The 26,925-nt window shown below is 73.3% G+C and carries 24 protein-coding genes; 5 read left to right on the top strand and 19 right to left on the bottom strand.

The features are described from left to right. The first annotated feature begins 31 nt into the window (after window positions 1-31). Entirely contained in the window at window positions 32-1,855 is a 1,824-nt protein-coding gene (locus ACIRF8_RS31090; protein ID WP_404220180.1) for a serine/threonine-protein kinase, read from the top strand. 91 nt (window positions 1,856-1,946) lie between these two features. Here the strand turns inward: ACIRF8_RS31090 and ACIRF8_RS31095 are convergent, their stop codons facing one another. Then, window positions 1,947-3,230: an adenylosuccinate synthase gene (locus ACIRF8_RS31095; protein ID WP_404220182.1), complete on the bottom strand. Its 1,284-nt coding sequence runs from the start codon at window positions 3,228-3,230 to the stop codon at window positions 1,947-1,949. A 172-nt stretch (window positions 3,231-3,402) separates the two neighbouring features. On the opposite strand from ACIRF8_RS31095, the gene ACIRF8_RS31100 reads away from it, so the two are divergent. Next, window positions 3,403-4,248, top strand: a complete 846-nt coding sequence (locus ACIRF8_RS31100; RefSeq protein ID WP_404220184.1) for a diacylglycerol kinase — start codon at window positions 3,403-3,405, stop codon at window positions 4,246-4,248. Between the two features lie 274 nt (window positions 4,249-4,522). Here ACIRF8_RS31100 and ACIRF8_RS31105 read toward each other — a convergent pair whose 3' ends face one another. The 7 genes from ACIRF8_RS31105 to ACIRF8_RS31135 form a co-directional block, all read right to left on the bottom strand. Beyond that, complete coding sequence (locus tag ACIRF8_RS31105; protein WP_404220186.1) at window positions 4,523-5,749, bottom strand: cytochrome P450; 1,227 nt, start codon at window positions 5,747-5,749, stop codon at window positions 4,523-4,525. Between the two features lie 9 nt (window positions 5,750-5,758). Continuing rightward, the gene (locus ACIRF8_RS31110; RefSeq protein WP_404220188.1) at window positions 5,759-7,363 is read right to left on the bottom strand and encodes an MFS transporter; all 1,605 of its coding nucleotides are present in this window, start codon (window positions 7,361-7,363) and stop codon (window positions 5,759-5,761) included. Between the two features lie 23 nt (window positions 7,364-7,386). Next, on the bottom strand, window positions 7,387-8,793 hold the full coding sequence (locus ACIRF8_RS31115; RefSeq protein WP_404220190.1) for a DUF6351 family protein: 1,407 nt from the start codon (window positions 8,791-8,793) through the stop codon (window positions 7,387-7,389). Between the two features lie 145 nt (window positions 8,794-8,938). Next, on the bottom strand, window positions 8,939-9,733 hold the full coding sequence (locus tag ACIRF8_RS31120; RefSeq protein ID WP_404220297.1) for a PaaX family transcriptional regulator C-terminal domain-containing protein: 795 nt from the start codon (window positions 9,731-9,733) through the stop codon (window positions 8,939-8,941). A 56-nt stretch (window positions 9,734-9,789) separates the two neighbouring features. Continuing rightward, window positions 9,790-10,455: a response regulator gene (locus ACIRF8_RS31125; RefSeq protein WP_404220192.1), complete on the bottom strand. Its 666-nt coding sequence runs from the start codon at window positions 10,453-10,455 to the stop codon at window positions 9,790-9,792. Then, the gene (locus ACIRF8_RS31130) at window positions 10,452-11,822 is read right to left on the bottom strand and encodes a sensor histidine kinase (protein WP_404220194.1); all 1,371 of its coding nucleotides are present in this window, start codon (window positions 11,820-11,822) and stop codon (window positions 10,452-10,454) included. The genes ACIRF8_RS31125 and ACIRF8_RS31130 overlap by 4 nt, the downstream gene beginning before the upstream one ends. Window positions 11,823-11,929: 107 nt before the next feature. Continuing rightward, window positions 11,930-12,805: an alpha/beta hydrolase gene (locus ACIRF8_RS31135; RefSeq protein ID WP_404220196.1), complete on the bottom strand. Its 876-nt coding sequence runs from the start codon at window positions 12,803-12,805 to the stop codon at window positions 11,930-11,932. 153 nt (window positions 12,806-12,958) lie between these two features. Between ACIRF8_RS31135 and ACIRF8_RS31140 the strand changes: the two genes are divergently transcribed. Further along, window positions 12,959-13,567: a TetR/AcrR family transcriptional regulator gene (locus ACIRF8_RS31140; RefSeq protein WP_404220198.1), complete on the top strand. Its 609-nt coding sequence runs from the start codon at window positions 12,959-12,961 to the stop codon at window positions 13,565-13,567. Window positions 13,568-13,582: 15 nt separating this feature from the next. On the opposite strand, the gene kynU is transcribed toward ACIRF8_RS31140, so the two are convergent. The 10 genes from kynU to ACIRF8_RS31190 form a co-directional block, all read right to left on the bottom strand. After that, window positions 13,583-14,782, bottom strand: a complete 1,200-nt coding sequence (kynU, locus tag ACIRF8_RS31145) for a kynureninase (RefSeq protein ID WP_404220200.1) — start codon at window positions 14,780-14,782, stop codon at window positions 13,583-13,585. Beyond that, window positions 14,775-15,599, bottom strand: a complete 825-nt coding sequence (locus ACIRF8_RS31150; protein ID WP_404220202.1) for a tryptophan 2,3-dioxygenase family protein — start codon at window positions 15,597-15,599, stop codon at window positions 14,775-14,777. Before ACIRF8_RS31150 ends, kynU begins: the two co-directional genes overlap by 8 nt. Before the next feature lie 154 nt (window positions 15,600-15,753). Beyond that, complete coding sequence (locus ACIRF8_RS31155; protein ID WP_404220204.1) at window positions 15,754-16,167, bottom strand: DUF3151 domain-containing protein; 414 nt, start codon at window positions 16,165-16,167, stop codon at window positions 15,754-15,756. Window positions 16,168-16,213: 46 nt separating this feature from the next. Beyond that, window positions 16,214-17,374, bottom strand: a complete 1,161-nt coding sequence (locus ACIRF8_RS31160; RefSeq protein ID WP_404220206.1) for a MalY/PatB family protein — start codon at window positions 17,372-17,374, stop codon at window positions 16,214-16,216. Window positions 17,375-17,453: 79 nt separating this feature from the next. Further along, window positions 17,454-18,485 (bottom strand): class II fructose-bisphosphate aldolase, encoded by a 1,032-nt coding sequence (gene fbaA, locus ACIRF8_RS31165; protein WP_404220208.1) that lies wholly within the window; start codon window positions 18,483-18,485, stop codon window positions 17,454-17,456. Between the two features lie 144 nt (window positions 18,486-18,629). Next, window positions 18,630-19,184: an orotate phosphoribosyltransferase gene (pyrE, locus tag ACIRF8_RS31170; RefSeq protein ID WP_404220210.1), complete on the bottom strand. Its 555-nt coding sequence runs from the start codon at window positions 19,182-19,184 to the stop codon at window positions 18,630-18,632. Window positions 19,185-19,207: 23 nt separating this feature from the next. Next, window positions 19,208-19,996 carry an aldose 1-epimerase gene (locus ACIRF8_RS31175; protein WP_404220212.1) on the bottom strand — a complete coding sequence of 263 codons (789 nt, stop codon included), beginning with the start codon at window positions 19,994-19,996 and terminating at the stop codon, window positions 19,208-19,210. A 26-nt stretch (window positions 19,997-20,022) separates the two neighbouring features. Further along, window positions 20,023-20,898 (bottom strand): carbon monoxide dehydrogenase subunit G, encoded by an 876-nt coding sequence (locus ACIRF8_RS31180; protein ID WP_404220214.1) that lies wholly within the window; start codon window positions 20,896-20,898, stop codon window positions 20,023-20,025. A 188-nt stretch (window positions 20,899-21,086) separates the two neighbouring features. After that, window positions 21,087-22,631 carry a polyamine aminopropyltransferase gene (locus ACIRF8_RS31185; RefSeq protein ID WP_404220216.1) on the bottom strand — a complete coding sequence of 515 codons (1,545 nt, stop codon included), beginning with the start codon at window positions 22,629-22,631 and terminating at the stop codon, window positions 21,087-21,089. A gap of 121 nt (window positions 22,632-22,752) precedes the next feature. Further along, window positions 22,753-23,277, bottom strand: a complete 525-nt coding sequence (locus tag ACIRF8_RS31190) for a DUF2617 family protein (RefSeq protein WP_404220218.1) — start codon at window positions 23,275-23,277, stop codon at window positions 22,753-22,755. Between the two features lie 793 nt (window positions 23,278-24,070). Here ACIRF8_RS31190 and ACIRF8_RS31195 point away from each other — a divergent pair. Next, window positions 24,071-25,261 carry a pyridoxal phosphate-dependent aminotransferase gene (locus ACIRF8_RS31195; RefSeq protein ID WP_404220220.1) on the top strand — a complete coding sequence of 397 codons (1,191 nt, stop codon included), beginning with the start codon at window positions 24,071-24,073 and terminating at the stop codon, window positions 25,259-25,261. A gap of 48 nt (window positions 25,262-25,309) precedes the next feature. Here ACIRF8_RS31195 and ACIRF8_RS31200 read toward each other — a convergent pair whose 3' ends face one another. Beyond that, window positions 25,310-25,519 (bottom strand): type II toxin-antitoxin system RelE/ParE family toxin, encoded by a 210-nt coding sequence (locus ACIRF8_RS31200; RefSeq protein ID WP_404220222.1) that lies wholly within the window; start codon window positions 25,517-25,519, stop codon window positions 25,310-25,312. Between the two features lie 212 nt (window positions 25,520-25,731). Between ACIRF8_RS31200 and ACIRF8_RS31205 the strand changes: the two genes are divergently transcribed. Next, a complete protein-coding gene (locus tag ACIRF8_RS31205; protein WP_404220224.1) occupies window positions 25,732-26,925 on the top strand; it encodes a mannosyltransferase family protein in 1,194 nt (397 codons plus the stop codon).

Genomic DNA, 26,925 nt, shown 5'->3' on the forward strand with positions numbered 1-26,925 from the left:
GTTGGTCACGTACGGGGGAGGGTGGCGCGACATGGAGAGGCTCGAATCGCTGGGTCCGGGGGACCCTCAGCGCATCGGCGCGTACCGGCTGCTGGGACGGCTGGGCGCGGGCGGCATGGGGCAGGTGTACCTGGCGCGCTCGGAGCGCGGCCGTACCGTCGCGGTGAAGCTGGTCCGTCAGGAGCTGGCGGAGCAGGAGGAGTTCAGGACCCGGTTCCGGCAGGAGGTGCGGGCCGCGCGGCGGGTCGGCGGCGCGTGGACGGCGCCCGTGCTCGACGCGGACACCGAGGCGGAGATCCCGTGGGTGGCCACCGGGTACGTCGCGGGCCCCGCCCTCCAGCAGGTCGTCTCGCACGATCACGGCGCGCTGCCGGAGCGTTCCGTACGCATCCTCGCGGCCGGTCTCGCGCACGCCCTGAAGGACATCCACGAGGCGGGGCTGATCCACCGCGACCTCAAACCGTCGAACGTGCTGGTCACCATCGACGGCCCGCGCGTCATCGACTTCGGCATCGCGCGCGCCCTGGAGACCGTCACCGACGGCGGTCTCACCCGCACCGGCGCGCTCGTCGGCTCGCCCGGCTTCATGGCGCCCGAGCAGGTGCGCGGCGACCGGATCACCCCGGCGTGCGACGTGTTCTGCCTGGGCTCGGTCCTGGCGTACGCGGCGACGGGCGCGCTGCCCTTCGGCACCTCCAACAGCGGGGTGCACGCCCTGATGTTCCGCATCGCCCAGGAGGAGCCGAACCTCGCGGACCTCCCGGAGGGCCTTCAGGACCTGGTCAGGGACTGCCTGCGCAAGCAGCCCGCCGAGCGGCCCTCGCCGGCGGAGATCCTGGAGCGCACGGGCGCCGAGGACACCCTGGGCGACGGCGGCCGTACCCGCGACCCGTGGCTGCCCGGCTCGCTCGTGGCCCAACTGGGGCGCCACGCCGTGCAGTTGCTCGACTCCGAGGACCCCGCGACCGAACTGGCACAGCAGGAGAAGCAGGCGGCACAAGGGGACCAGGCGGAACACGCCCCCGTACCGCCGCCGGGGCGGCCGGGCGCGGTCCAGGTGAACCATCTGCCCACGATGGTGGTCGGCCAGCAGGCCCAGGCCCCGGCTCCGGCTCAGGCCGCCGCGCCGCCCGTGCCCAACCCGCCGGCGTACGGCTACCCGCACCAGCCGCCGCCCGGTTACGGCTATCCGCAGGGCAGTTGGAACCACACCCCGCCCTACGGTCCCGGGACCACGCCGCTCGTCGCCCACCAGGAGCCCCCGCAGCGGAGCCGTTCCACGGCGGCGCTGATCGTGGTCGCCCTGATAGTGGCGCTCGGCGCGGGCGGCTCCGTGTACGCCCTGATGAAGGACGACGGCAAGCAAGGCACGTCGTCCCAGGGCGACCCCGGTCCGTCGCCGTCGGCCACGGACCCCGTGGGGCCGGGGCCCGACTCCCCGACGCCCACCTCCCCGTCCACGGACCCGGAGAACTCACCGCAGTCCGCGGCGGGCGAGATCCCCACGAAGTTCCTGGGCACATGGTCGGGCGCGATCGACAACGAGCGGGGGCACCACCCGCGCCGCATCGTCATCCAGCAGGGCACGACGGGTGACACGGTCCTGTCCATGACGGCCGACGGCACGCAGAACAACGGGGAGCCCTACCACTGCGTCTTCCAGGGCGCGCTGACCTCGGCGACGGACTCCACGTTGCAGATCGGCGACACCGATCCGGTGGTCGCCGAGCCGCAGGCGGCCTGCACCCCCGGCAAGCCGAGCACGATCACGTACCTGCCCTCGGGCCGGCTGCAACGCGTCATGATCGACTCGGCGGGGAAGAGGCAGTCCCTGACGTACGACAAGTCCGACTGAGGCCGCCACGGACGACGACGCCCCGGCCCGCCGAGGCGGACCGGGGCGCGGTCGACGCGGAGCGCGTCCCTACAGGGGTCCTACAGGGGCCCTACAGGAACGAGTTGATCTCGATCGTCTCGTCGCGGCCGGGGCCCACGCCGATCGCCGAGATCGGGGCGCCGGACATCTCCTCCAGGGCCTTGACGTACGCCTGCGCGTTCTTCGGGAGGTCCGCGAAGGTCTTGGCCTTGGTGATGTCCTCGGACCAGCCCGGCAGCATCTCGTAGACCGGCTTCGCGTGGTGGAAGTCGGACTGCGAGTACGGCAGCTCCTCGACGCGCTTCCCGTCGATCTCGTAGGCGACGCAGACCGGGATCTGCTCCCAGCCCGTGAGGACGTCGAGCTTGGTGAGGAAGAAGTCGGTGAGGCCGTTCACCCGGGTCGCGTAGCGGGCGATCACCGCGTCGAACCAGCCGCAGCGGCGGTCGCGGCCGGTGGTCACACCGCGCTCGCCGCCGATGCGGCGCAGCGCCTCGCCGTCGTCGTCGAACAGCTCGGTCGGGAACGGGCCCGCGCCGACCCGCGTCGTGTACGCCTTGAGAATGCCGATGACGCGGCTGATCTTCGTCGGGCCGACACCGGCGCCCGTGCAGGCGCCGCCCGCGGTCGGGTTGGACGACGTGACGAAGGGGTACGTGCCGTGGTCGATGTCCAGGAGCGTGCCCTGGCCGCCCTCGAACAGCACGACCTTGTCGTCGTCGAGCGCCTTGTTGAGGATCAGGGTGGTGTCGGCGACGTACCCCTTGATCTGCTCCGCGTAGCCGAGCAGTTCCTCGACGACCTGCTGCGCCTCGATGGCACGGCGGTTGTACAGCTTGGTCAGGAGCTGGTTCTTGACCTCCAGGGCCGCTTCGACCTTCTGGGTGAGGATCGACTCGTCGTAGAGGTCCTGGACGCGGATGCCGACGCGGTTGATCTTGTCCGCGTACGTCGGGCCGATACCGCGCCCGGTGGTACCGATCTTGCGCTTGCCGAGGAAGCGTTCCGTCACCTTGTCGACGGTCACGTTGTACGGCGTGATGATGTGCGCGTTACCGCTGAGCAGGAGCTTGGACGTGTCGACGCCGCGCTCGTTCAGACCGCTCAGCTCGGAGAGCAGGACCGACGGGTCGACGACGACACCGTTTCCGATGACCGGCGTGCACTCCGGCGAGAGGATCCCGGAAGGGAGGAGGTGCAGCGCGTACTTCTGGTCGCCCACGACGACCGTGTGGCCGGCGTTGTTGCCGCCCTGGTAGCGCACTACATAGTCCACGGATCCACCGAGCAGGTCGGTGGCCTTTCCCTTGCCTTCGTCACCCCACTGAGCACCGAGCAGCACAAGTGCGGGCACAGGCGTACACCCCTTCCGGGCGGGGCATGTCCAAGGTCAGGGGCCGCAGCCACTGATGAATGCGTAAGCCTTGGGGTGCCCCGGAATAGACGAAGCCCCTGGCGCAATAGCGCAAGGGGCTCTTGCACAAAGATGCTACCCGAGGAAGCGAGGCAAGGCCGAGGTGGCGGCTTTGGACCATCCAACTGACCGGACGGACGAGGGGCTGTCACGGCAGGTTCTGGTGCTCGTGGACCCCCTCGCCCGGCGCGCGGACGGGGAGTCCGTGCGGATCGCCAAGGACGTGCTGTGCGCCGGTGCCAGCGTCAAGGTGTGCCTGCCCGAGAGCCCGGAGGAATTTGCGAAAGCGCTGGCCAGAAGGGGTGCGCGGCGTCCCGTCGTGATCGGCGACGACCGGGCGCTGCTGCGTGCGGTGGCGCTCCTGCACCGGGAGCGGGAGCTGTCCACAGCGGTGCTCTCGATGGTGCCGGTGGGCGGCGCGCTCTCCCTCGCCCGCTCGCTCGGAATTCCCGCGCAGACGGTGGCGGCGGCGCGCGCCGCGCTCGACGGGACGGAGCGCCGGCTCGATCTGCTGGTCGACGACAGCGACGGGCTGGTCCTCGGGGATCTGCGCATCCCGCCCCTCGCGCAGGCGCACGCGGGACCGGCCGACGCGGCGCGCCCCTGGGTGCGTACGTGCCGCTCACTGGTGCGCACGCTCGCGGCGCGGCCCGTGCGCCCGGCCGCCCTGGCGCCGGGGCCGCCGGTGCGGCTGCGGGTCGAGGCGGACGGCGTGACCCTCGCCGACCTCGACCGGCCGGTGGAGGGTGTCTCGGTCGGCCCCGCGACGGGCACCGGCCTCGCGCGCGTGGAGGTGCGCGGCGCGGCGGGCTCGGCACCGCTGCGCGCGACGGCCCGTACGGTCACGGTGACGGGGGCGGATTTCCGCTACCGGGCCGACGCGGGGGCCATCGCCGGGCCCGTACGCCGGCGGACGTGGACGGTGCGGGTGGCGGCGTGGGGCCTGGCGCTGCCCTGAGGTGGGCGCAACGCGTGCCGCTGCCCGACCCGGTCGGGTTCGAGCCGGACACCGAGCAACTGAAGGGATCCGTCCGCTGACGACCGGCACCGCCTCCTCCCCCGGCTACTCCACCCGGTCCCGGGCGTGCGTGTCGGAGTCGTACGACGTTGCCTGCATGCACTGCCGGATCAGCCACATGACGCGGAGAACGCGGCGATCTTCTCGAACTCGTCCACGGACATCGGCGACGTCTCGGACGTCGGGCGCTCAGCCAGTGGTCGCTCCCGGCCGGTCACAGCGTGACGGGCAGGCCCTTCAGGCCCCGGATCACGAAGTTCGGGGTGCGGGACGGTTCCGCGGCGGGGTGGAGGGTCGGGGCGCGGGTGAGCAGGGCCCGCATGGACGCGGCCAGTTCGATGCGGGCCAGGGGCGCGCCGACGCAGTAGTGGATGCCCGCGCTGAAGGAGATGTGGGGGTTGTCGGCGCGGGTCAGGTCGAGGCGGTCGGGGTCGGGGAAGACGGCCGGGTCGTGGTTGGCCGAGCCGAACAGGAGGGCCACCTCGGAGCCGCGCGGCAGGGTGACGCCGGCGAGTTCGATGTCGTCCAGCACCCAGCGTTCGAAGAGCTGGAGCGGGGTGTCGTAGCGCATCAGCTCCTCGACGGCGCCGGGGACCAGGGTGGGGTCCGCGCGCAGGGCCGCCAGTTGTCCCGGGTGGCGAAAGAGGGCCCACCAGCCGTTCACGGTGGCGTTGACGGTGGCCTCGTGACCGGCGTTGAGGAGCAGCACGCAGGTCGAGATCATCTCCTGTTCGGTGAGGCGGTCGTCGTTCTCGTCGTGCGCCGCGATCAGTGCGGAGATCAGGTCGGTGTCGGTGGGGCGCGCGCGCCGCTCGGCGATCAACTCGCTCAGGTAGGCGGTGAATTCGACGGAGGCGCGGACCGCGGCGCGGGCCGTCTCGGCGGGCGGGTTCAGTTCGTACATGCCGCAGATCGCCGCCGACCAGGGGCGCAGCAGGGGGCGGTCGCTCTCCGGGATGCCGAGCATCTCCGCGATGACCGCGACCGGGAGGGGTTCGGCGACGGCCGTGAGCAGGTCACCGCCGCCGTCCGCGACCAGGCCCGCCACCAGGTCGTCCGCCAGCTTCTCCACGTAGGGCCGCAGCCGCTCGACGGTGCGCGGGGTGAACGCCTTGGAGACGAGGCGGCGGATGCGGGTGTGGTCCGGGGGTTCGAGGTCGAGCATGCCGTGGTCGTTGAGGGTGTGGAACGGCTCGTGCTCGGGTGGCGGCGCGGTGCGGCCGAACTCCTCGTGCGTGTACCGGTGCCGGTAGGTGCGGCCGAGCCGGCGGTCGCGCAGGAGCGCCGAGACGTCGGCGTGGTGCGGGACCAGGTACTGGCGCGTGGGCTCGAACCAGTGGACCCGCCCGGCCTCGCGCAGCGCCGCGTACGCGGGGTACGGGTCGGCGACGAAGGCCGGGGACCACGGGTCGAAGGCGGAGAGCGCCGCGTCGGCATCCATGCGGGGACGTTAGCCCTCCGGGACCGGCGTGGCCAGGCCCTCCCGGTCCGGTGCCGTGGGCTCGCCCTTGCCGCCGTCCCGCAGCGCGACGAGGACGAGCAGCGCCGCGAACAGGGCGGCGCACCCGCAGACGGCGAACCCGATCGAGTAGCCGTGCCCGAGCGCGTCCAGTGCGAACGACCGGGCCGCTCCGGGGGCTGAGTCGGGGGCGACGGAGTTGAGGGCGAGGGGGCCGCCCTCCGTGAGCACCTCGTGCGCGGCGCCCTTGGCGTCGGCGGACAGCGACGAGCCGGACAGGGCGCCCGCGACCTGGGACGCGGCCTGGCTGAGGGCGACGGCGCCGATGACGGCGGGGCCGAGCGTGAAGCCGAAGTCGCGCAGCAGGTTGGTGGAGGCGCTGGCCATGCCCGCGAGGTGGACCGGGACGGTGTTGACGGCCGTCGCCGTGATGGAGGAGACGGTGAGGGCGAAGCCGGTGCCGACCAGGCCGAGGGGCAGGATCAGCGAGGTCAGGGCGCGGTCGTCGACGTCGAGCGTGGCCGCGGTGAAGTCGCCCGCGGCGATCAGCGCGAGCCCGGCCGTGAGCAGCGTACGCGCGGGGACGCGGGCGAGCAGCCGGGAGGTCAGCGGGGTCAGGAACGGTGTGATGCCGTTCAGGAGCAGGAACGCGAACGCGGTCCGCATCGGGCTCTGGTGCTGGATCGGGCCGAGCCTGATGCTCGCCGCGTAGGCGGTCCCGAGGAAGCTGAACATGCCGACGACGGCGACGACGGAGGCGACGGCGAACGCGCGGTTGCGGAACAGGTCGAGCCGCAGCAGCGGCGACCGCGCCCGGCGCTCGGCCACCACGAACAGGGCGACGAAGACGGCCGCGACGACGAACGCGGCCACCACAGGCGCCGAGCCCCAGCCGTCGGTCGGGCCCTGGATGACGGCGTAGAGCAGCGCGAACAGGCCGACGCCAATGGTGATCTGCCCGCCGATGTCGAGTGAACGGCCCTCGGGCGCCGAGGAGTCGGCGGCGAGGAGGAGGCTGGTCAGCGCGCTCAGCGCCGCGACGATCGCCACGACCACGAAGGACCAGCGCCAGGAGCCGTAGGTGCCCGTGATGCCGCCGAGCAGCGGCGCGAGGAAGCCGCCCGCGGAGAGGCTGGACGCCCACAGGGCGATGGCGCGGGCGCGCTGGGCGTGCCCGGTGGTGCCCGCCGCGATCATGGCGAGCGACGTCGGGAAGAGCGCGGCGGCGCCGAGTCCGGCGAGCGCCTGCCCGGCCCAGAGCTGGTGGATGCCGCTGCTCGCCGCGGCGACCACCTCACCGGCGCCGAGGAGCACGGCACCGCCGACGAGCAGCCGTTTGCGTCCGAAGAGGTCGCCGAGCACGCCGAAGGACAGCTCCAGGACGGTGACGGGCAGCAGGAAAGCGTCCGATATCCACGTCAGTTGGGAGCCGACCGGGTGCAGGTGTTCCTGGAACAGGCCGTTGAGCGTGGCCGGGATGGCGATGCCGATCTGGGCGAGGCAGACGGCGAGGCAGCCCGCGACGAGCGTGCCGAGGGCGAGCCGGGGCGCCGTGGGCGTCTTGCCCGGTGCGTGCGGCACGGTTGATGCGTCCATGGTGGGGGTCTCCTCCGTCGTCGTCAGTGCCGGGCGGCCGGGGCGGGCGCGGCGGCGCGGTCGGGGCGGCCCACCGTCAGCTCGCCGGGCCGGTAGGGGACGTACGCGGCTCCGTCGAGGCCGAGGTCGAGCGCGGCCCGCTGGAGGGCGGCGGGGCTCGCGGCGGTGCCCCAGTGGCCGGTCTCGACGCGGTGTTCCACGGCGTGGACGGCGGCCAGGGTCTCGGCGGTGGTGAACGCGCAGTGGCCCTGTCGCTCGACGTACGCCTGGCGCAGCAGCGCGCTGTCACCGGCGGCGCGGACGCGGTCGGCGAAGCGGTTCTCCTGCTCGACGGGGACGAGCTGGTCGGCGGTGGTGTGCAGGTCGAGCAGCGGGACGGCGAGGCCCTGTCCGGCGGACGAGGTGCGGGCGGCCTCGCGGACGGCGTCCGGGTCGGCGGTGACCGAGGCGCCCGCGGTGAGGGCGGTGAGGTCGGCGCGCAGGTCGAGTCCGGCCGCCCGGTACAGGGCGCGGACGCGCGGCGCGGACGGGGATCCTGCGAGCAGCGCGGCGTAGTCGACGCCGCGGTTGGCGGAGTTGTTGCCGCCGACCGAGCGCTCCATGGCGTATCGCCCGCCCTCGATGAAGGAGAGCAGGCCCTGGGCGAGCCAGGCGTACTGCTGCTCCTCCTGTCCGCGCCAGTCGTCGGCGGCCGGCCGGTCCTTGCCGGGTGCCCAGGCGGGGACGTTGAGGTAGGCGGCGGCGAGGGCGATGCGGGCGCGTCCGGCGGGGGTGGTCTGGGCGGCGGTGACGGCGGCGGTGAGGCGGTCGGCGGTGGCGGCGGCCTCGCCCGGGGAGTCGAAGCCGACGAGCTTCGGCCGTTCGCCGGGGAGCAGGAGCCGGGCGATCGTGTACTCGGCGTCGAGCTGGTAGTTGTCGAGGTCGGTGCCGCCCGTGACGAGTCCGCACAGGCCGAGGGCGCCGTCGACGCGGCCCGCTCCGTCGCGGGCGATCTGCGCGTTGACGAGGCCGCCCATGGACTGGCCGACGGACAGGGTGCGGCGCGGCTCGCCGGTCCGGGCGGTGACGGCGTCGAGGGTGGCGAACTGGTCGCGTTCGGCGCTGGCCAGGGCCCACTGGGAGCCGTTCGGGTCGTAGGAGGACCCGGCGAGGGCGTACCCCTCGGCGAGCAGGGCGTCGTGGGCGGCGGCGGAGGGGGCGTTCTGGGCGGCGAGGGGCCCGAAGCCGTGGCTGAACAGCAGCAGGGTGCCGTTCCAGTGGCCGGGCGCGGGGATGTCGGCGATCCAGGTGGCGCCGTCGGCGAGGACGCCGGTGAGGTGCTGGGCGCGGTCCGCGGCGGGGGTCGCGGTGTCGGCGCGGGCGGTGCCCGGCGCGACGAGGCAGAGGGCGGCGGCCAGCAGGACGGCGGTGGTGCGGACGCGTGCGGGCATGACGGGGCTCCGATCGGCGGGGCGGGCGGGAGCGCGGGAGGAGGCGAGTGGTCAGGCGGCTCGGAATGTAGGGCAGATTCCGAACGCCCGTCAATGAAATGCACAACATCAGCTCGGCCGGGTCCGGAGCCCTCACCCAGGGGCGTCAGCCCTCCGCGCCCACCGGCACGGTGTCGAGCAGGCGACGCGCCGCGTCCTTCGCGGGCCCGTCGAGCCGCTCGTGCACCGCGCGGAACAGGTCCTGCGCGGGGCCCGCGGGCCAGTCCGAGGGCAGGTGCTCCACCGGCAGCCGGGGATCACTGCGGATGACGCCGAGCCAGTCGGTCGCGAGCCGCAGCCGCAGCGCGAGCGCGTCCTGGTCGCGGGGCGCGTCCTGACCGGCGTACGGCCGCCACTGGTCGGCGAACTCCCGGTAGGCGCGGTCGAGTTGCTTGAGGTCCCAGGTGTCGTCGATCATCTCGGCGACGTCCATGCCGAGGTCCGCGGTGGCGCGGAAGACCTTGACGTGCGCGGCGAGGCCCAGTTCGGCGACGATACCGGAGACGTCCACCGCGCCCGGCGCGATCCACAGGCCGCTGAACAGCGGGCCGAACCCCGCCCAGGTGAGCTGCGCGCGCAGGTCGTGGCGCTGCCGCTGCCAGGAGTCGGGCAGCGAGAACCCGAGCAGCGACCAGGTGCCGTCCCAGTCGTCGTTGACGGCGCCGGTCTGCCAGATGCGGCGCTCACCGTCGCGCAGGATCTCCTCGGAACGGCCGGTCAGCCCGAAGTAGGTGCGCCTGCCCTCGCGCTGGCGGCGCAGCAGCCCGCGGCCCGTCATCCGGGTCAGCGTCGAGCGGGTCGCGTGCTCGCCGACCCCGGCCCGCGCGAACACCTCGATGACACTGCCCGAGTACACGCACACCCCGCGCCCGAGCACCTGGTCGCCGAGGAAGCTCAGCATCAGGGACTGGGGGCGGGGCGTGGTGTCGGTGCTCACCCGGGTACGGTAACCGCCGCTCAGCCGGGGGTGACAAGCCGCGCTTCGTAGGCGAAGACCGCGGCCTGGGTGCGGTCCCTGAGGCCGAGCTTGACCAGGACCCGGCTGACATGGGTCTTGATCGTCGACTCGGCGACCACGAGCCGCGCGGCGATCTCCGCGTTCGACAGGCCCTGCGCGATGAGGACGAGCACCTCCGTCTCGCGCTCGGTCAGCTCGCCGTACGCGCCCGGGTGCTGTGCGGCGGGCAGCTTCGGGACGTCCGAGAGCTTCGCGAACTCGGTGATCAGTCGCCGGGTCACCGACGGGGCGAGCAGCGCCTCGCCGCCCGCCACCACCCGTACACCGTCCGCGAGTTGACGGGCGGAGGCGTCCTTGAGGAGGAAGCCGGAGGCGCCCGCGCGGAGCGCCTGGTACACGTACTCGTCGAGGTCGAAGGTGGTCAGGACGAGGACCTTCGCGCCCTCGTCGGCCGCGACGATCTCACGGGTCGCCTCGATGCCGTTCAGCTCCGGCATGCGGATGTCCATGAGGACCACGTCGGGGTGGAGTTCGCGGACCTTGGTGATCGCCTCGATCCCGTTGACCGCCTCGCCGACGACCTCGATGTCCGGCATCGCGCCGAGGAGGACCGAGAACCCCTCGCGCACCATCATCTGGTCGTCGGCGATCAGCACCTTGATCATGCGTCGGTCCCGTCGTGCGCGACGTCGTGCGCGGAGCCGGTCCCGCGCTGCTCCGGCACCGGGGCGGCGACCGGCACGAACACCGTGACCTCGTAGCCGCCGTCCGCGGTCGTGCCCGCCGTCATCTCGCCGCTGAGCATCGACACGCGCTCCCGCATGCCGGTGATGCCGTGCCCGGCCCCCGGCGAGGGTTTGACCAGGGCGTTCGGCCGGCCGTTGACGACGCGCAGGCCGAGGCCGCCGAGGACGTACGACACCTCGACCGCGGCGTCCGCGCCGGGCGCGTGCCGCAGGGTGTTGCTCAGCGCCTCCTGCACGATCCGGTACGCCGACAGCTCGACGCCCTGCGGCAGCTCACGCACCGCGCCCGTCACGGCCTTGGTGACGGTCAGGCCCGCCTCCCGCACGTTCTCCAGCAGCTTGTCGAGGTCGGCGAGCGTGGGCTGCGGGGCGTCGGGCGCCGCGTAATCCTCGGCCCGTACGACGCCGAGGACGCGGCGCAGTTCGGTGAGGGCCGCCACCGCGTTCTCCCGGATCGTGACGAACGCCTTCTCCAGCTCGGGCGGCGGATTCTCGACCCGGTAGGGCGCCGCCTCCGCCTGGATCGCCACGACCGACATGTGGTGCGCGACGACATCGTGCAGCTCGCGGGCGATGTTCGTGCGCTCCTCCAGAAGGGTGCGCCGGTCCCGCTCGACGGCGGTGACCGTACGCTCCTGGACGACCTGCCGCTTGGTGGTCCGGTTGACCTGGACCAGGGTGACGATCGCGACCGCGACGCCCGAGAAGAACAGCATCGGTCCCGCGTCACCGGATCCCAGGCCGCCCATGATCTCCCCGGCGAGCACCGAGTAGAGCGCGCTGAGCACCCACATCCAGGCCGCCGCGCGCGGCCGGGTGCGCGCCGCGACGACCGTCATCACGACGGTGTGGCCCAGGAGGCTGCCGCCCGACCACGGGAACATGCCGTCATGGGTCACCACGACGAGGAACGGGGCCGCGGCGAACGACAGCCACCAGGCGAGGACCGGCCGCAGCAGGGTCAGCGCCACCGGCACCGCCGCCAGGAGCCCGGCCACCAGGGCCATGAACGAGTCGTCGAAGACGCTGTAGCTCGCCATGCCCACGATCAGTGTGAACAGAGCGAGGCCCAGCACGACGGCGTGCGGCAGATACCGCAGGTACCTGCGGGCGGCGGCCGGGAACAGATGGGCCCACGGGCCGGCCGCGGCGGCTTCGGGCAGCGGCCGGTAGGCCCGCACATCGCGGAACAGGTCCTCGCGCAGCCCGCGCAGCGCCGACCGCGCGAGGCTGAACTCGGGGCTGCGCTCCCTCGGGATCCCGGCGGTGGTGGTCGTCTCGGTCATGGCTCCGACCGTACGGGCAGGGGCGGGCCCGGGTCGTCCCCAGCCAGACGGGTCCTCACCGTCCGCCGTGAGTACTACGCGGCGTCCGCCTCCGGCCCCGCCCCGGCTCACCAGGCCAGTTGCGCGATCTCCTCGGCGACCACCGCGCAGGCGTCCGCCGCCGGGTCGATCAGCGGGAAGTGCCCGACCTCCGCCAGGAACGTGACGCCGACCACCTCGCCCGCCCTGGCCGCCGCGTCCGCGTACGCCTCGGCGACCGCGTAGGGCACCGTCGTGTCCGCGCGGCCCTGGACGAGGGTCGTGGCGATACCGGTGGGCAGCAGCGCGGCCGGGTCGGCGTACGGCCGCCGCGCCTCGAACAACGCGCCCTCGCCGCCCAGGAGTTGGGCACTCGCCCCGTCGCAGACACCCATGTCCTGGGCGAGCGCGAGGTCCGCGATGGGGGCGAGCGCCACGACACCGCGCAGCGCGGGCGGGGCCGGGGTGCGCCAGGGCGCGTCGGCGGGCAGGACGTGCCGGGCCGCGGCCCACAGCGCGAGGTGGCCGCCCGCCGAGTGGCCGGTGATCACGGTGCGCCGCGCGTCCGCGGTGGGCAGGTGCGTCGCGGCGAGCGCGGGCAGCGCGTCGAGGGCCGCCGCCACGTCGTCGAAGGTCTCCGGCCAGCGCCCGGCCACCGGCCCCTTCGCGCCCTGCCGCGGGAGCGGTCGGCCGCGCCGGTACTCGACGCTGGCGACGGCGAACCCGCGCCGGGCCAGGAAGTCGGCGAACGGGCTCAGGTGCGCTCTGTCGTACGCCGCCCGCCACGCGCCGCCGTGCACCGCCACGACCAGCGGGGCCGCGGTCGCACCGTCACGGGGCGCGTAGAAGTCGATGACCTGATCCGGGTGATCGCCGTACGCGGCGGTGACGTCCGGGGCGACGATGGGGTGCGAGAAGGCCGATGCCTCCTCCGCCTCGTCGCGCGCGGCGGCTTCGTCCGGCATGCTCCAACCTCTCGACGGCACAGTGGAATTGCGCGAACCAACGGGGAACCAGCAGGAAATCAGCGGGTATGCGGACGCTACCAGCCGCGTGACGTGCGTCGACACACACAGTGACCGGACAAACGGGCCCAGCGTGCCGTTACCCTGGCCGTCATGAGCAGCGAACCCGAACCCGGCACCCTCCGCCCCGGCGGTCGCACCGCCCGGGTCCGCGCCGCCGTCCTCGACGCCGCGGGCGACGTCCTGGCGGAGCAGGGCTTCGACCGGCTCGACCTCGCCGACATCGCCCGCCGCGCCGACGTCGGCAAGACCACCGTCTACCGGCGCTGGTCCACCCCCGCGGGACTGGTCGCCGACCTCCTCGCGCAGATGGCGCAGGAGTCGCTGCCGCGCTCGGCGACCGGCACGCTCCGCGGCGACCTGACGGCCAACGCGCTGCTGGTACGCCGCACCCTCGCCGACCCGCGGCAGGGACCGCTGTTCCGCGCGGTGATCGCGGCGGCGACCTGCGACCCGCGGACCGCCGACGCGCTGCGCCGGTTCTACGAGGTGCGGGTCGCCGAATGGGCACCGGCCGTGGAGGAGGCCGTCGCCCGGGGCGAGGTGCCCGCGGGCACCGACGCCGCCGAGGTGATCAGGGCGGTGTCGGCCCCGCTGTACTACCGCCTCCTCACGACCGGGACCGCGCCCACCGAGGCGGACGCGGCCCGGGCCGTGGCCGCCGCCGTGGCGGCGGCCGAGGCAGGGATCTACACCGGCTGAGCGTCCGGCGCCGCGTCAGCCGAGCGCGTCCGCGAGCACCCTCGCCGCGCGCTCCACCTCGGCGAACCCCAGGTACAGCGGCGTGAACCCGAACCGCAGCACGTCCGGCGCCCGGTAGTCGCCGACGACGCCCGCCGCGATGAGCCGCTCCATGACCTCGCCCGCGTCGTCGCAGCGCAGCGCCACCTGGCTGCCCCGCTCGGCGTGCGCGGCCGGGGTGACCGGCTCCACCCGCCCGGCCGGGACGTACGCCTCGACGCAACTCAGGAACAGGTCCGTCAGGGCCAGCGACTTGGCGCGCACCACGTCGAGGGAGACCTCCGGGCGCGACCACACGTCGAGCGCCGCGTCGAGCGCCAGCATCGACAGGACGTCCGGCGTCCCCACGCGACCGCGCACCGCGCCCTTGGCGGGCTCGTAGGCGGAGCTCATCCCGAACGGCTCGGCGTGCGAGTTCCAGCCCGGCAGCGGCGAGTCGAAGGCGGCCTGGTGCTCGCCGCGCACGTACAGGAAGGCGGGCGCGCCGGGGCCCCCGTTCAGGAACTTGTAGGTGCAGCCGACCGCGAGGTCGACGCCGTGCTCGTCGAGCCCGACCGGCAGCGCGCCCGCGCTGTGGCACAGGTCCCACACGCTCACGGCGCCCGCCGCGCGGATCGCCGCGGTCAGGCCCGGCAGGTCGTGCAGGCGGCCCGTGCGGTAGTCGACGTGGTTCAGCAGCACGGCGGCCGTACGGGGACCGAGGGCGCCCGCCACCTCGCCGGGCGCCACCGGGCGGACCGAGCAGCCCGTCATCCGGGCCGCCGACGCGGCGATGTAACCGTCCGTCGGGAACGTGGTGGCGTCGACGATCACCTCGTCCCGCCCCTCCCCCGCCATCCGGACCGCGCCCACCAGGGCCTTGAAGATGTTGACGCTCGTCGAGTCGGCGACCACGACCTGGCCCGGCCCCGCACCCACCAGGGGGGCTATCCGGTCGCCGATCCGCTCCGGCGCCGTCCACCAGCCGGACTCGGTCCAGGAGCGGATGCGCAGCTCGCCCCACTGCCGGTGCACCACGTCCGCCACCCGCCCGGGGACGTTGACGGGCAGCGCGCCCAGCGAGTTCCCGTCGAGGTAGACGACCTCGTCGAGCACGAACTCCTCGCGTACGGCGGCCAGTCGGTCGGCGGCGTCGAGCTTGCGCGCACGCTCGCGCAGGTGAGCGGTGTCAGACATGGGACCTCGCCGTCCACAGCTCCGGGAACACGGACTTCTGCGCGCGCTTCTCCAGCCAGGCCACACCGGCGGAGCCGCCGGTGCCGGTCTTGGCCCCCATGGCACGGCGGGTGGCCACCAGGTGGTCGTTGCGCCAGCGCCACACCAGCTCGGCGACGTCGGTGAGGGCCTCCCCGAGCCGGGCGAGCTCGGCGCTCTCGTCGCCCGCGTACAGCGCCGTCCAGACGGCCTCCACCTCGGGCGAGGGCTCGTAGCGCTGCGAGACGTCACGGTCGAGGACGGCCCGCGGCACGTCGTGGCCACGGCGGGACAGGAGCCGCAGCACCTCGTCGTAGAGGGTGGGCTCGTGCAGCGCCTTCTCCAACTCGGCGTGGACGCGGGGCGCGCCACGGTGCGGCACCAGCATCGACGCCGACTTGTCGCCGAGCAGGAACTCCATCCGCCGGTACATCGCCGACTGGAACCCGGAGCCCTCGCCGAGGGCGGACCGGTAGGAGTTGAACTGGGCCGGGGTGAGCTGGGCCAGTGGCCGCCAGGAGGCGTTCAGCGCCTCCAGCTCGCGCACCGACCGCTTCAGCGCGGCCACGGCGGCCGGTACGTCGTCCTCGGCGAGGGCCCGCGCCGCGGTCTCCCACTCGTGCACGATGACGGTGAACCACAACTCCATGACCTGGGTCGTCACCAGGAAGACCATCTCGCCGGGGTCGTCCGAGCGCAGATGCTGGAGGTGGGTGAGCACATCGGCCTGGACGTAGTCCTCGTAAGGCGTGGTGCCCGCGAAGTCGAGATGCGGTGTTGCTTCCGCGTCGTGGGACATCGCTGTCTCCTGAATGTGTACTCCGGGTAGCGGTCCGCCCTGCCGTTACCGGCACGGGGCCCCGGTCCCCGCCTCGCATCCTTCACAATCGTGCCCCGGAACGGCAAGGCCCGCCTGATCACAGACGGGCCTCACCCACGGTGACGGTCAGCGACTAGCCGAGGGTCTGCGCCGCGGCCGGGGAGGAGTCCTTGAGGAACTGCGAGCAGCGCTCGTACTCCTCCTGCTCACCGATGGACCCGGCCGCGCGGGCCAGCGCGTGCAGGGCGCGCAGGAAGCCGCGGTTCGGCTCGTGCTCCCACGGCACGGGCCCGTGGCCCTTCCAGCCGCTGCGCCGCAGGGCGTCGAGCCCGCGGTGGTAGCCGGTGCGGGCGTACGCGTACGACTCGACGACGCTGCCCCGCTCGAACGCCTCGTCGGCGAGCTGCGCCCAGGCGAGCGAGGAGGTCGGGTACTTCGCGGCGACGTCCGCCGGGGGCGTCCCGCCCGCCAGCAGCTCGCGCGGCTCCGGGTCGTCGGGCAGGTGGGTCGGGGGCGGTCCCCCGAGCAGGTTCTCGTGAAGGCTCATGGGTTCCAGTCTGCGCCATCCGCGCGGCCGGTCTCCACGCCGGTGATCAGTCGCGTCCGGTGACGGTCCGCACGGCCCGCACGAGCGCGTCGACGCCCGCCTCCGCCTTGGCGCGCGGACAGCCGACGTTCAGCCGTACGAAGCCGGGCGCCCCGTACGTGCCGCCCGGCATGACGGCGACCTTCTCCTGCTCGACGAGGACGCGCTGGAGCTCGTCGTCCGCGGTGACGCCGAGCGGCCGCAGATCGATCCAGGCGAGGTAACCGGCCTGCGGGGCGCGCCACGCGAGCTCGGGGAACGCCGAGCCGAGCCGTTCCTCGACGAGGCGCAGAGCGTCGTGTGTGTACGCGCGCAGGGCGTCCAGCCACGCGGCGCCCTCGCGGTACGCGGCGATGTGGGCGGTGAGCGAGAGCACGGCCGGGGAGGCCAGGCCCTCGCCCGTGTTCATCCGGCGCAGGAACTCGGCGTGATCGTCCGGGTCACCGACGAAACCGTAACTGCCGCTGAGCGCCGGGAAGTTGAAGGACTTCGTGGCGGAGGTGACGAGCGCCCAGCGCAGCCCGTCGGCGTAGCGCGTCCACGGCAGGTGGGTGTGTCCTTCGTGCGTCAGGTCGGCGTGGATCTCGTCGCTGATCACCGCCACGTCGTGGGTGCGCGCGAGGTCCGCGAGGCGGCGCAGCTCGGCGTCGGTCCAGACGTGCCCGGTCGGGTTGTGCGGCGAGCAGAGGACGAGGACGCGGCTGTCGGGGCGGGCCAACTCCCGCTCCAGGGCGGCCCAGTCGTCGAGCGCGACGGTCCGCATGTCGCGGCCGAGCCCGGTGATCGCCTTGCGGAAGCCGTCGTACGTCGGCGTGTGCAGGACGACGCCGTCACCGGCCCGCGTCCACATGCGCAGGAGCTGGGACACCTGGTTGAGGACGGACGGGGCGTAGACGAGCCGGTCCGTGTCGACCTCGGTGGCGTACCGGGTGCGGAACCAGTGGCGTATCGCGCCGCGGAAGTCCTCGTTCTGCCAGTCGGTGTAGCCGAACACGCCGTGCGCCAGGCGGGAGCCGAGGGCGGCCAGCACCTCGGGCGCGCACGCGAAGTCCATGTCGGAGATGGTGAACGGCAGCAGGTCGGGGACCGGGAAGCGGTCCGTGACGCCGTCCCACTGCACGCACCAGGTGCCGCGCCGGTCGACAGGGGTGTCGAAGTCGTACGTCACTGCTGGGCACCTCCGGGCATGGCACGGGCCCGGCACCCCCGCGAGGGGGAGGCCGGGCCCGCACACGGGCTGGTACGGGTTACTTGATGCGCGTACCCGTCGAGCGCAGGCTCTCGCAGGCCTCGACGATGCGGGCGGTCATGCTCGCCTCGGCCTTCTTGCCCCACACGCGCGGGTCGTAGGTCTTCTTGTTGCCGACCTCGCCGTCGACCTTCAGGACACCGTCGTAGTTCTCGAACATGTGACCGGCGATGGGCCGCGTGAAGGCGTACTGCGTGTCGGTGTCGAGGTTCATCTTCACCACGCCGTTCTCCAGCGCCGTGCGGATCTCCTCCAGGGTGGAGCCCGAGCCGCCGTGGAAGACGAAGTCGAACGGCTTGGAACCGGCGGGCTTGCCGTACTTCGCGGCGACGCCCTCGTTCAGCTCGGCGAGCAGGTCGGGGCGGAGCACGACGTTGCCCGGCTTGTACACGCCGTGCACGTTGCCGAAGGAGGCGGCGAGCAGGTAGCGGCCCTTCTCGCCCAGGCCGAGCGCCTCGACGGTGCGGATCGCGTCGTCGACCGTGGTGTAGAGGTTGTCGTTGATCTCGTGCGAGACGCCGTCCTCCTCACCACCGGTCGGGGTGATCTCGATCTCCAGGATGATGTTCGCGGCCTTGGCCTTGGCGAGCAGCTCCTCGGCGATGGAGAGGTTGTCGGCGAGGGTCTCGGCCGAGCCGTCCCACATGTGCGACTGGAACAGCGGCAGCCCGCCGGCCTCGACGCGCTTGGCGGAGATGTCGAGCAGCGGGCGCACGTACCCGTCCAGCTTGCCCTTGGGGCAGTGGTCGGTGTGCAGCGCGATCTTGTTCGGGTACTTCGCGGCGGCGACGTGCGCGAACTCGGCGAGCGCCTGGGCGCCGACGACCATGTCCTTCACACCCTGGCCCGACAGGTACTCCGCGCCACCGGTCGAGATCTGGATGATGCCGTCGCTCTCGGCCTCGGCGAAGCCCTGGAGGGCGGCGTTGAGGGTCTGCGTCGAGGAGACGTTGATGGCCGGGTAGGCGAACTTGCCCGCCTTGGCCCGGTCGAGCATCTCGTTGTACTGATCCGGGGTTGCGATGGCCATCTGTCGACTCCTCGTGAAGCGCGCGATTGCGGGTTTGGGTTGTTCTGGTGTCTCGACCGGTGGTCCGACCCTCACCAAGCACCATGGGGTGACATCATCGTCGCCCCCATCTTTCCAGACGTGGCGGCGGGCCGGGTGCCGGGCTCAGTCCAGGCCGAGCTCGTCCTTGGAGAAGGCGAAGAGGTACGGCACCCCGGCGCCCTCGGTGATCTTCTCGGCGGCGCCCGTGGCCCGGTCCACGATGGTCGCCACGCCGACGACCTCGGCGCCCGCCGCGCGGACCGCCTCGACGGCGGTCAGCGGGGAGCCGCCGGTGGTGGAGGTGTCCTCGACGACGAGCACGCGGCGGCCCGCGATGTCCGGTCCCTCCACCTGGCGCTGCATGCCGTGCGCCTTGGCGGCCTTGCGGACGACGAACGCGTCGAGCCGCTTCCCGCGGGCGGCGGAGGCGTGCAGCATCGCACCGGCGACGGGGTCGGCGCCCATGGTCAGACCGCCCACCGCGTCGTACTCCAGGTCGGCGGTCAGATCGAGCAGCACCTGACCCACGAGCGGGGCGGCCTCCCCGTCGAGCGTGACGCGCCGCAGGTCGACGTAGTAGTCGGCCTCAAGGCCGGAGGAGAGCGTCACCTTGCCGTGCACCACGGCCTTGTCCTTGATCTGCTGGAGCAGCGCCGCGCGCACGTCGTTCGTCGTCATGGCTACGAGCTTAGAGCCTGTCTTTACAGGCGGGTCCAGGTCCAGGTGGTGCCGGCCTCCAGCGGCTCGACCGGCGTGACCAGGCGCGGCGCGGTGTTCAGGCCGTTCGGCGGGCCGGTCTGCGGCTCCACGCAGACGGCCGCCTCCTGCTCGTCGTAGACCACGACCCACTGCTCGCGGCTCCTGACGTTCAGCTCCAGCGCGCCGGGCCAGGTCAGCGTCACGTCGACGCCGTCGGGCATGCCGAAGCAGTCGTCCCAGGGGCCGGGCTTCGGGGCGATCCGGTCGCCGGTGGGCAGGTGGTCCGCGCCGCGCTCCTCCTGCCAGGCGGGCGCGAAGTCGATCTCCACGTCACTTCCGCCGAGGGTCCGGTTGAACCACGGGTGCCAGCCGGCCTGCGCCGGGAACGAGTCGCCGTACGTCTCGATGCCGAGGGTCAGGGTCAGCGCGTCCTCGGTGAGGGCCACGACCTGCGTGACGCGGCCGGGGTGGGGCCAGGGCTCGGCGAGGTCGTACGTGAAGACGGCCTCGGTCCGCCCGGCCCGCGCGGTGGTCCACTCGGCGTCGCGGGCGAAGCCGTGGATGGCGTGCGGCGGCGAGTTCAGCGGCATCTGGTGGACCTGCCCGCCGTCGCGGAACCGGCCGTCCCTGATCCGCCCGCACCAGGGCACCATCGGGAAGCAGCCGTAGCGCTCCCCCTGCCGCAGCAGCTCGGTCCCGGCGATCTTCAAGCTGCTGATGCGGCAGCCGTTGCCCGGCGCCACGGTCACTTCCGCGTCGCCCGCGGTCAGCGTCGTCTCCTGAGTCGTCACGACCCCTGAGCCTATGCGGCCTCCCGCTACCGCCGCCTGCGCAGGGCCCGGCCCACGACGATCGCCGAGGCGAGGGCGAGCGCGGCGGCGGGCGCGGCCCAGCGCAGGGTGGCGCTCGCCGTGACGCCCTCCGGCGCGGGCACCGGGGCGTACCGGCCGCGCGGCGGCGCGTGGTCGACCTCCTCGGCGCTGCGGCCGATCATCGTGCGGCGGGCGTGTGCGGCGACGGGCTCGGGCGGCAGCTCCACCCCGCCCCCGGGGGTCTCGGGGTACGTCTCCTCGTCGGCCAGGGGGTCGAGGGAGGGCGGCGGCACCTCGGTCTCGTACAGGGACCCCGGCGCGGACCCGGCCACCGCCTCGTCCACCGCCTCGGCCGCGTCGATCCCGTCGGTGGCGTCGACCTCGTCGCCCGTGTCGAGGTCGTCGCTCATCCCGATGTCGTCGATCGCCGCGATCTCTTCGTCCGGCTCCTCCGAGCCGGGTTCCTGGCCGGACGCCCCGAGGTTCCCAGCGAAACGGTTCAGCAGCCGGTGCGCCGCCGAGACCACCGCCTCGCGCGGAAGATCGGCCACGCGGCCGTCGCCCGACCCGGTGCCGGTGAAGGTGAGCGCGGCGCCGCCGTCGGCCGCGGTGACCCGGGCGGTCAGCGCGAACTTCACGCCACCCGCGCCCCGCGCCTCTGCCCCCTCACCGGTCATGGCGAACGAACCGTCCGGCTGCTCGACCACGCGGACGGTTCCGCGGTAGGTGATGGTGTGCCCCTCGATACGCACCTTGAGGCGGCCCTCATCACCCGACGCGTCGCGCTGGAACCCGGGCAGGGCCCGCGTCACCCGCAGGGGGTCGCAGAGCACCGCCCGCAGGGACTCCGCCGGAACCGGAACGAACACCTCATGCTCCATACCGCCCGAGCGTAGCGACTCCGTCGTGGTTGCGGGGGCCGCGCCGACATCTGCCGGGGGGCGTCTTGTCGCGGGTGCGCTCCGGTGGGGGCTGAGGGCGCACGGAGTGCGCCTTTCAGGGGCGCGGGGAACTGCGCGACCAGCCCCCACCGGACCGCACCCGGCGACAAACCCCACCCCCACGGCGCTCACCCCCCATAACGCGGATGCACAAGCGTCGACGGGGCATACCCCCGCCCCGGCCGAATCACCCGCACCCCCGCCACGGACGGCGGCAGCCGCCCCCGCTCCCCCACCACAAATCCGGCCGCCCCGCCATCGCCCTGGTACGCCACCACCCGCAACCCCGCGGACCGCACCGTCGCGGCGACCGTCCAGAACCGGTCCGACACGTCCCCGCCGTGGGCCACCACCCGTCCCGGGCCGCTGAGCACCCGCCGTACGAGCCCGTAGAACTCCTGGGAGTACAACTTCGCGCTGTCGGTGCGGGCCGGGTCCGGCAGATCGCAGACCACCACGTCGTAGGGGGCGTCGGCGCGGACCCGGGACTCCTCCCTGAGCAGGGCGAACACGTCCCCCGTGGCGACGCGCACCCGCGGATCGCGCAGCGCCCCCCGGTTCAGGGCACGCAGCCCCGGATCGGTCCTGGCGAGCCGTACGACCCCGGGGTCGGTGTCGACGACGTCCACCCGCCGCACCCCCGAGTGGCGGAGCACCTCGCGCACGGCGAGCCCGTCGCCGCCGCCGAGCACGAGGACCCGGGCGTGCGGGCCGCCGCGCATCGCGGGGCCCACGAGCGCCGCGTGGTAGCGCGCCTCGTCACGGCCCCCGGCCCGCAACTGCCCGTCCAGATACAGGCCGAGAGGGCCCCGCTCGCCCCCGGTGACCACGACCTCCTGCACCTCGGTCCGCTCGGCGACCCGGACCTCCGCCCCGAACATGGCGTGCCGCGCGGCCCGCTCGAAGTCGTCGACGAGGACCCAGGCGGCGGCGAGCACGCTGAGCACCGCGAGGTTGGCGAGGAGCAGCACCCGGCGGCCCCGGGCGCTGAGGTCCCGTCGGAGCAGGCCGAGGACGAGGGCGCCACCGGCCACCGCGTTGACCGCGCCGGTCAGCAGGGCGCCCGTCAACTGGCCGAGCAGGGGCAGCAGCAGGAAGGGGAAGGCGAGGCCGCCGACGAGGGCGCCCACGTAGTCCGCCGCGAACAGGTCGGCGACGGCGCCGCCCGCGTCCTGGCGTCTGATCCGCTGGATGAGCACCATCAGCAGGGGGACCTCGGCGCCGATGAGGACGCCGATGCCGAGCGAGAAGGCCACCAGCAGCCAGCGCGGCCCGTCGGACGCCGCGCCCCGGGCGCCGCTCCAGGCGAACACCGCGTACAGGGCCATGGCGCTGCAACCGCCGACGAGGGCGAGCGCCGTCTCGACCAGGCCGAACCCGGCGGCGGCGCGTGGCCGCAGGCGCTTGGCGGCGAGCGCGCCGAGGCCCATGGCGAAGACCATGACGGAGAGGACGACGGAGGTCTGGGTGACCGAGTCGCCGAGGAAGTAGGAGGCGAGGGCGACCAGTTCGAGTTCGTAGACGAGGCCGCACGCCGCGCAGACGAAGACGCAGACGAGCACGAGGAACCGGCCGGTGCCCGGCGACACGGGCAGGGGGGCCCGGCCGCGCCCGCCCGCGGGCCGGGGCGCTGCGGGCCCCGAGGGCCGTGCGGACACGTGCGGTTCGATCACGCCTGGAACGCTACGTCACCGTTCGACTCCTTCTCGTCACCCACACGTGTGGAACAGGCGCATCGCGTGCATACTCCGCCGCCCCTGCGGTCCGAAGGGCGGCGCCTGTTCCCGGTGGGTCCTAGAGGGCGGCGACGACCGGCACGCGTACGCCCATTCGGCTGCGGGTGGCGACGAGTTGGCCGTCCTGCGGATACGCGTGCCAGGTGCGCCATTGCACCTGGCCCTCGTGGTACTGGGCCAGCATGGCCGTGAAGGCGTGCGGGCTGCCGGGGAAGACGCCCGCCAGCCCGTTCGGATGGTCGGCGACCAGGGCCAGCAGCTCCTGGGCGCGTCCGGCGAACTGTCCCTCCGTCAGATGTTCGACCCGGGCGGCGAATTCGTACTCCCAGTCGCCGACGCGCTTGGCGACGCCGAGCGGCAGCGGGGTGCTGCTGCCGGGGATGCAGGCGACGGTTTCCGAGCAGTTGCCGTGCTCCTCCTCAAGAAGGACCTGGTGGGAGGCGCCGAGCAGCCGCAACTGAAGCTTGGAGTCGGCGAGTTCGAGGTCGAGCGTGGCGAGCGCGGGAAGCGGCTCGCGGCCCAGGGCCCAGGCCAGATCGGCCGCACTCGTGTCGGTGTAGGCGGTGTTCAGGGTCGTGAGCATGGGTCGGCTCCGCTGCACGCAAGGGGAGATGGGGCCGGCTACGTCAAAGGGACCGGCTCGTGCCCACGCGAACGCGTTGAACACGCAGTACGAGGGCTGAGTTGACGGTTAAAGGGAATCATGGGCTGCGAGGCCCCCACAGCGTTTTTACCCAACTTCGGAGGGTTTCCATCCCCCCGAGGGCTCCACAGTTCAACTGTTCAACTGGCGCCGTCGTCTTTCGCGCCCAACTCACCACTGCCGGGTGTCAAGGGGAACGTACGTACGTGCGGCCCGCGTGGACCGACTGCCCCGTGTCAGTCGCCTCCGCGCGGGCCGCACGCCCCGGGTGCGGCGTCAGCTTCCGCCGCCGCACCCGCCCCCGCCACCGCACGAGGAGCCGCCCCCGCAGGAGCTGCTCCCGCACGACGATCCGCCGCCGCACGACGAGTGGTGCCCGCCGTGATGCCCGGAGGAATCCGAGGAAGAACCCGAGGAACATGCCGCGCCACCGACGGCCCCGCCACCCCCGGCCCACCAACTGCCACTGCTGCCCCGCCCACCGCGCGAGCCCCTCGCGTAAGACGTACGCGGACGTCCGCCCCCACTCCTGGCCGACGCGACGGCGACGGCGACGACCACGACGACGACGACCGTGAAGACGATGATGACGAGCACTCCCATCACCGGCCCCCTCTCTTCCCCCGAATCCCCCGAAACCCCCGAGGGGCGCCCCGAGCGGGCGTGACAGGGGGATGCCCTCCCCCGCACACGGCCAAAGCAGAGTTGAGGAACTCCAGAGGTTCGGCGCAGGATGGCCGCCATGACCTCCAGCTCGCGCCCTCCGCTCAACCGCCGGCTCGCCGAGTTCGGGACGACGATCTTCGCGGAGATGTCGGCCCTCGCCCTGCGGACCGGCGCCGTCAACCTCGGCCAGGGCTTCCCCGACACCGACGGGCCCGAGCAGGTGCGCGAGGCGGCGGTGCGGGCCCTGCGCGACGGACGCGGCAACCAGTACCCGCCCGGCCCCGGCGTCCCCGAGCTGCGCACCGCGATCGCCGCGCACCAGGAGCGCCGGTACGGCATCGCGCTCGACCCGGACCGCGAGGTCCTGGTCACCGCGGGCGCCACCGAGGCCATCGCCGCCGCGCTGCTCGCGCTGGTCGAGCCCGGGGACGAGGTCGTCGCCCTGGAGCCCTACTACGACTCGTACGCGGCCTGCGTCGCCATGGCGGGCGGGACCAGGGTGCCGGTGACCCTGCGCCCGCACGAGGGGGCGTTCCGCCTCGACCTCGACGAGCTGCGCGCCGCGATCACCCCCCGCACCCGCCTCCTCCTCATCAACACGCCGCACAACCCGACCGGCACCGTCCTGACCCGCGCCGAGCTGACCGCGATCGCCGAGCTGGCCGTCGAGCGCGATCTCCTCGTCGTCACCGACGAGGTCTACGAGCACCTGACCTTCGACGACGCCGAGCACGTGCCGCTGGCCACGCTGCCCGGGATGCGCGAGCGGACGGTGACGATCGGCTCGGCCGGCAAGACGTTCTCGTTCACCGGCTGGAAGGTCGGCTGGGTCACGGCGACGCCCGAACTGGTCACGGCGGTCCGCTCGGCCAAGCAGTTCCTCACCTACGTCTCCTCCGGCCCCTTCCAGTACGCCGTCGCCGAGGCCCTCGCCCTCCCCGACTCCTACTTCACCGGCTTCCGCGCCGACATGACCGCCAAGCGAAACCTCCTCGCGGCCGGTCTCGCCGACGCCGGGTTCGGGGTCTTCCGCCCCCAGGGCACCTACTTCGTCACCACCGACATCCGCCCGCTCGGCTTCGACGACGGCTTCGCGTTCTGCCGGGCGCTGCCCGAGCGCTGCGGCGTCGTCGCGATCCCCAACGCCGTCTTCTACGACGACCGCACGGCCGGTGCCCCCTTCGTACGGTTCGCGTTCTGCAAGCGGGCAAACGTGCTGGAGGAGGCGGTGTCCCGGCTCAGGTCGCCGGCCGCCTGAGCCCATGCCGGATCGGCGCTGGATATTCCGACCCGCTACCAGGAGTGCTCAGGTGTCGTAGACGGTCGAGCGATGCCCGACGTGTACGGCCCACACCACCAGCTCGCCGTTGTCGATCGTGCAGCTCACGCGGTAGTCGCCTACCCGTAGGCGGCGCCGGTCGGGCTGGGAGACGAGGGCCGTGGTGTCGCACCCCATCGGCTCGTTCTCCAGCCCGGTCAGTTCGGCCAAGATGCGGAGGGCCATGTCTCGCGGCACAGCGGGCCGACCGGGACGACGTACCTACCGTCACCACCCGGCGCGGCAAGCAGGTCGCAGCCGTGGTCTCCATCGAGGTGCTGCGCAAGGACCGAGTGTCCCATGTGTACACAACGGCCCACTCGGGAGGCCGCCTGGCACCCGGGTGCCGCAGACGCCCGTCTGGACGCGTCCGGCGCGCGCCCCCGGCACGCGCGTCGGAGGGTTCGGGTGTGACCGAGTCATCCGCCACCGTCCTCGACGGCCCCCCGGCCACCACCGCCGACCCCGGGACCTCGCCGCGCCTGCTCGCCCCCGGAGCGGGCCGCGCCATCGGTCTTTTCGCCGCCGCCCGGCTCACCGGGATCCTCGCCGTCACCGTCACCGCCTGGCTGAGCGGCAAGCAGCCCATGGCGCTGCTCGGCCGGTCCTGGGACTCGCGCTGGTACCTGCACATCGCCGAGCACGGCTACGGCGCCCGCACGCTGCACTTCCGGCCCGGCGTCGTCTTCAGCGACCTGGCGTTCTTCCCGCTGTACCCGGCGCTGACCCGCTCCCTGTACGAACTGCTGCCGCTCTCCGCCCCCGCCTGCGCCCTGCTGCTGGCATGGACGGCGACGCTCGCCGCCGCCCTCGCCATCTACCGGATCGGCGAACTCCTGCACGGCCGCACCGTGGCCGCGCTCCTGGTGGTCCTGTGGGGCCTGCTGCCGCATTCGGTCGTGCTGTCCATGGCGTACACCGAACCCCTCCTGACGGCCCTCGGCGCGTGGTCGCTGTACGCGGTGCTCAAGGGGCGCTGGCTCTGGGCGGGCTCGCTGGCGGCGCTCGCCGGGCTCGCCCGGCCGAACGGGTTCGCGGTCGCCGCCGCCGTCCTCGCCACCGCCGGGTACGAGATCGTCCGGCGCCGCGGCCGGGTGCCCCGCGGGCTGTGGGCGGGCGCCCTGCTCGCCCCGGTCGGCTGGTCCGCGTACGTCCTGTGGGTCGGGTTCAGGAAGGGCGACCCGCTGGGCGGGTATTTCACGGTGCAGCGCGGCTGGGGGTCGCGGTTCGACTTCGGGGCCGGTTCGGTCCGGGCCGTGCAGCGGATGCTGCTGCACGGCGACCGCTTCGTGTTCCCGGTGACCCTGGTGATCGTCGCGGTGGCGGTACTGCTGTACGCGCTGCTGCTCCTGGAGCGCCCGCCGCTGCCCCTGCTCGTGTACAGCGGCGTCCTGCTCCTCGTCGCCCTCGGCGGTTCCGGCTACTTCGAGTCCAAGCCGCGCTTCCTGCTGCCCGCGTTCCCGCTGCTGCTGCCGCTGGCGTGCGCCCTGGCCAGAACGGCGAGAGCCCGGCCTGCGCACGCCCTCCTGGTGGTGGGCGCGCTGGCCGGGCTCTCGGTGACGTACGGCGCGTATCTGCTCGCCTACGCCCACGCGCCGCTGTAG

Source organism: Streptomyces sp. NPDC102406 (assembly GCF_044765725.1).
In the GTDB taxonomy this organism is placed as follows: domain Bacteria; phylum Actinomycetota; class Actinomycetes; order Streptomycetales; family Streptomycetaceae; genus Streptomyces.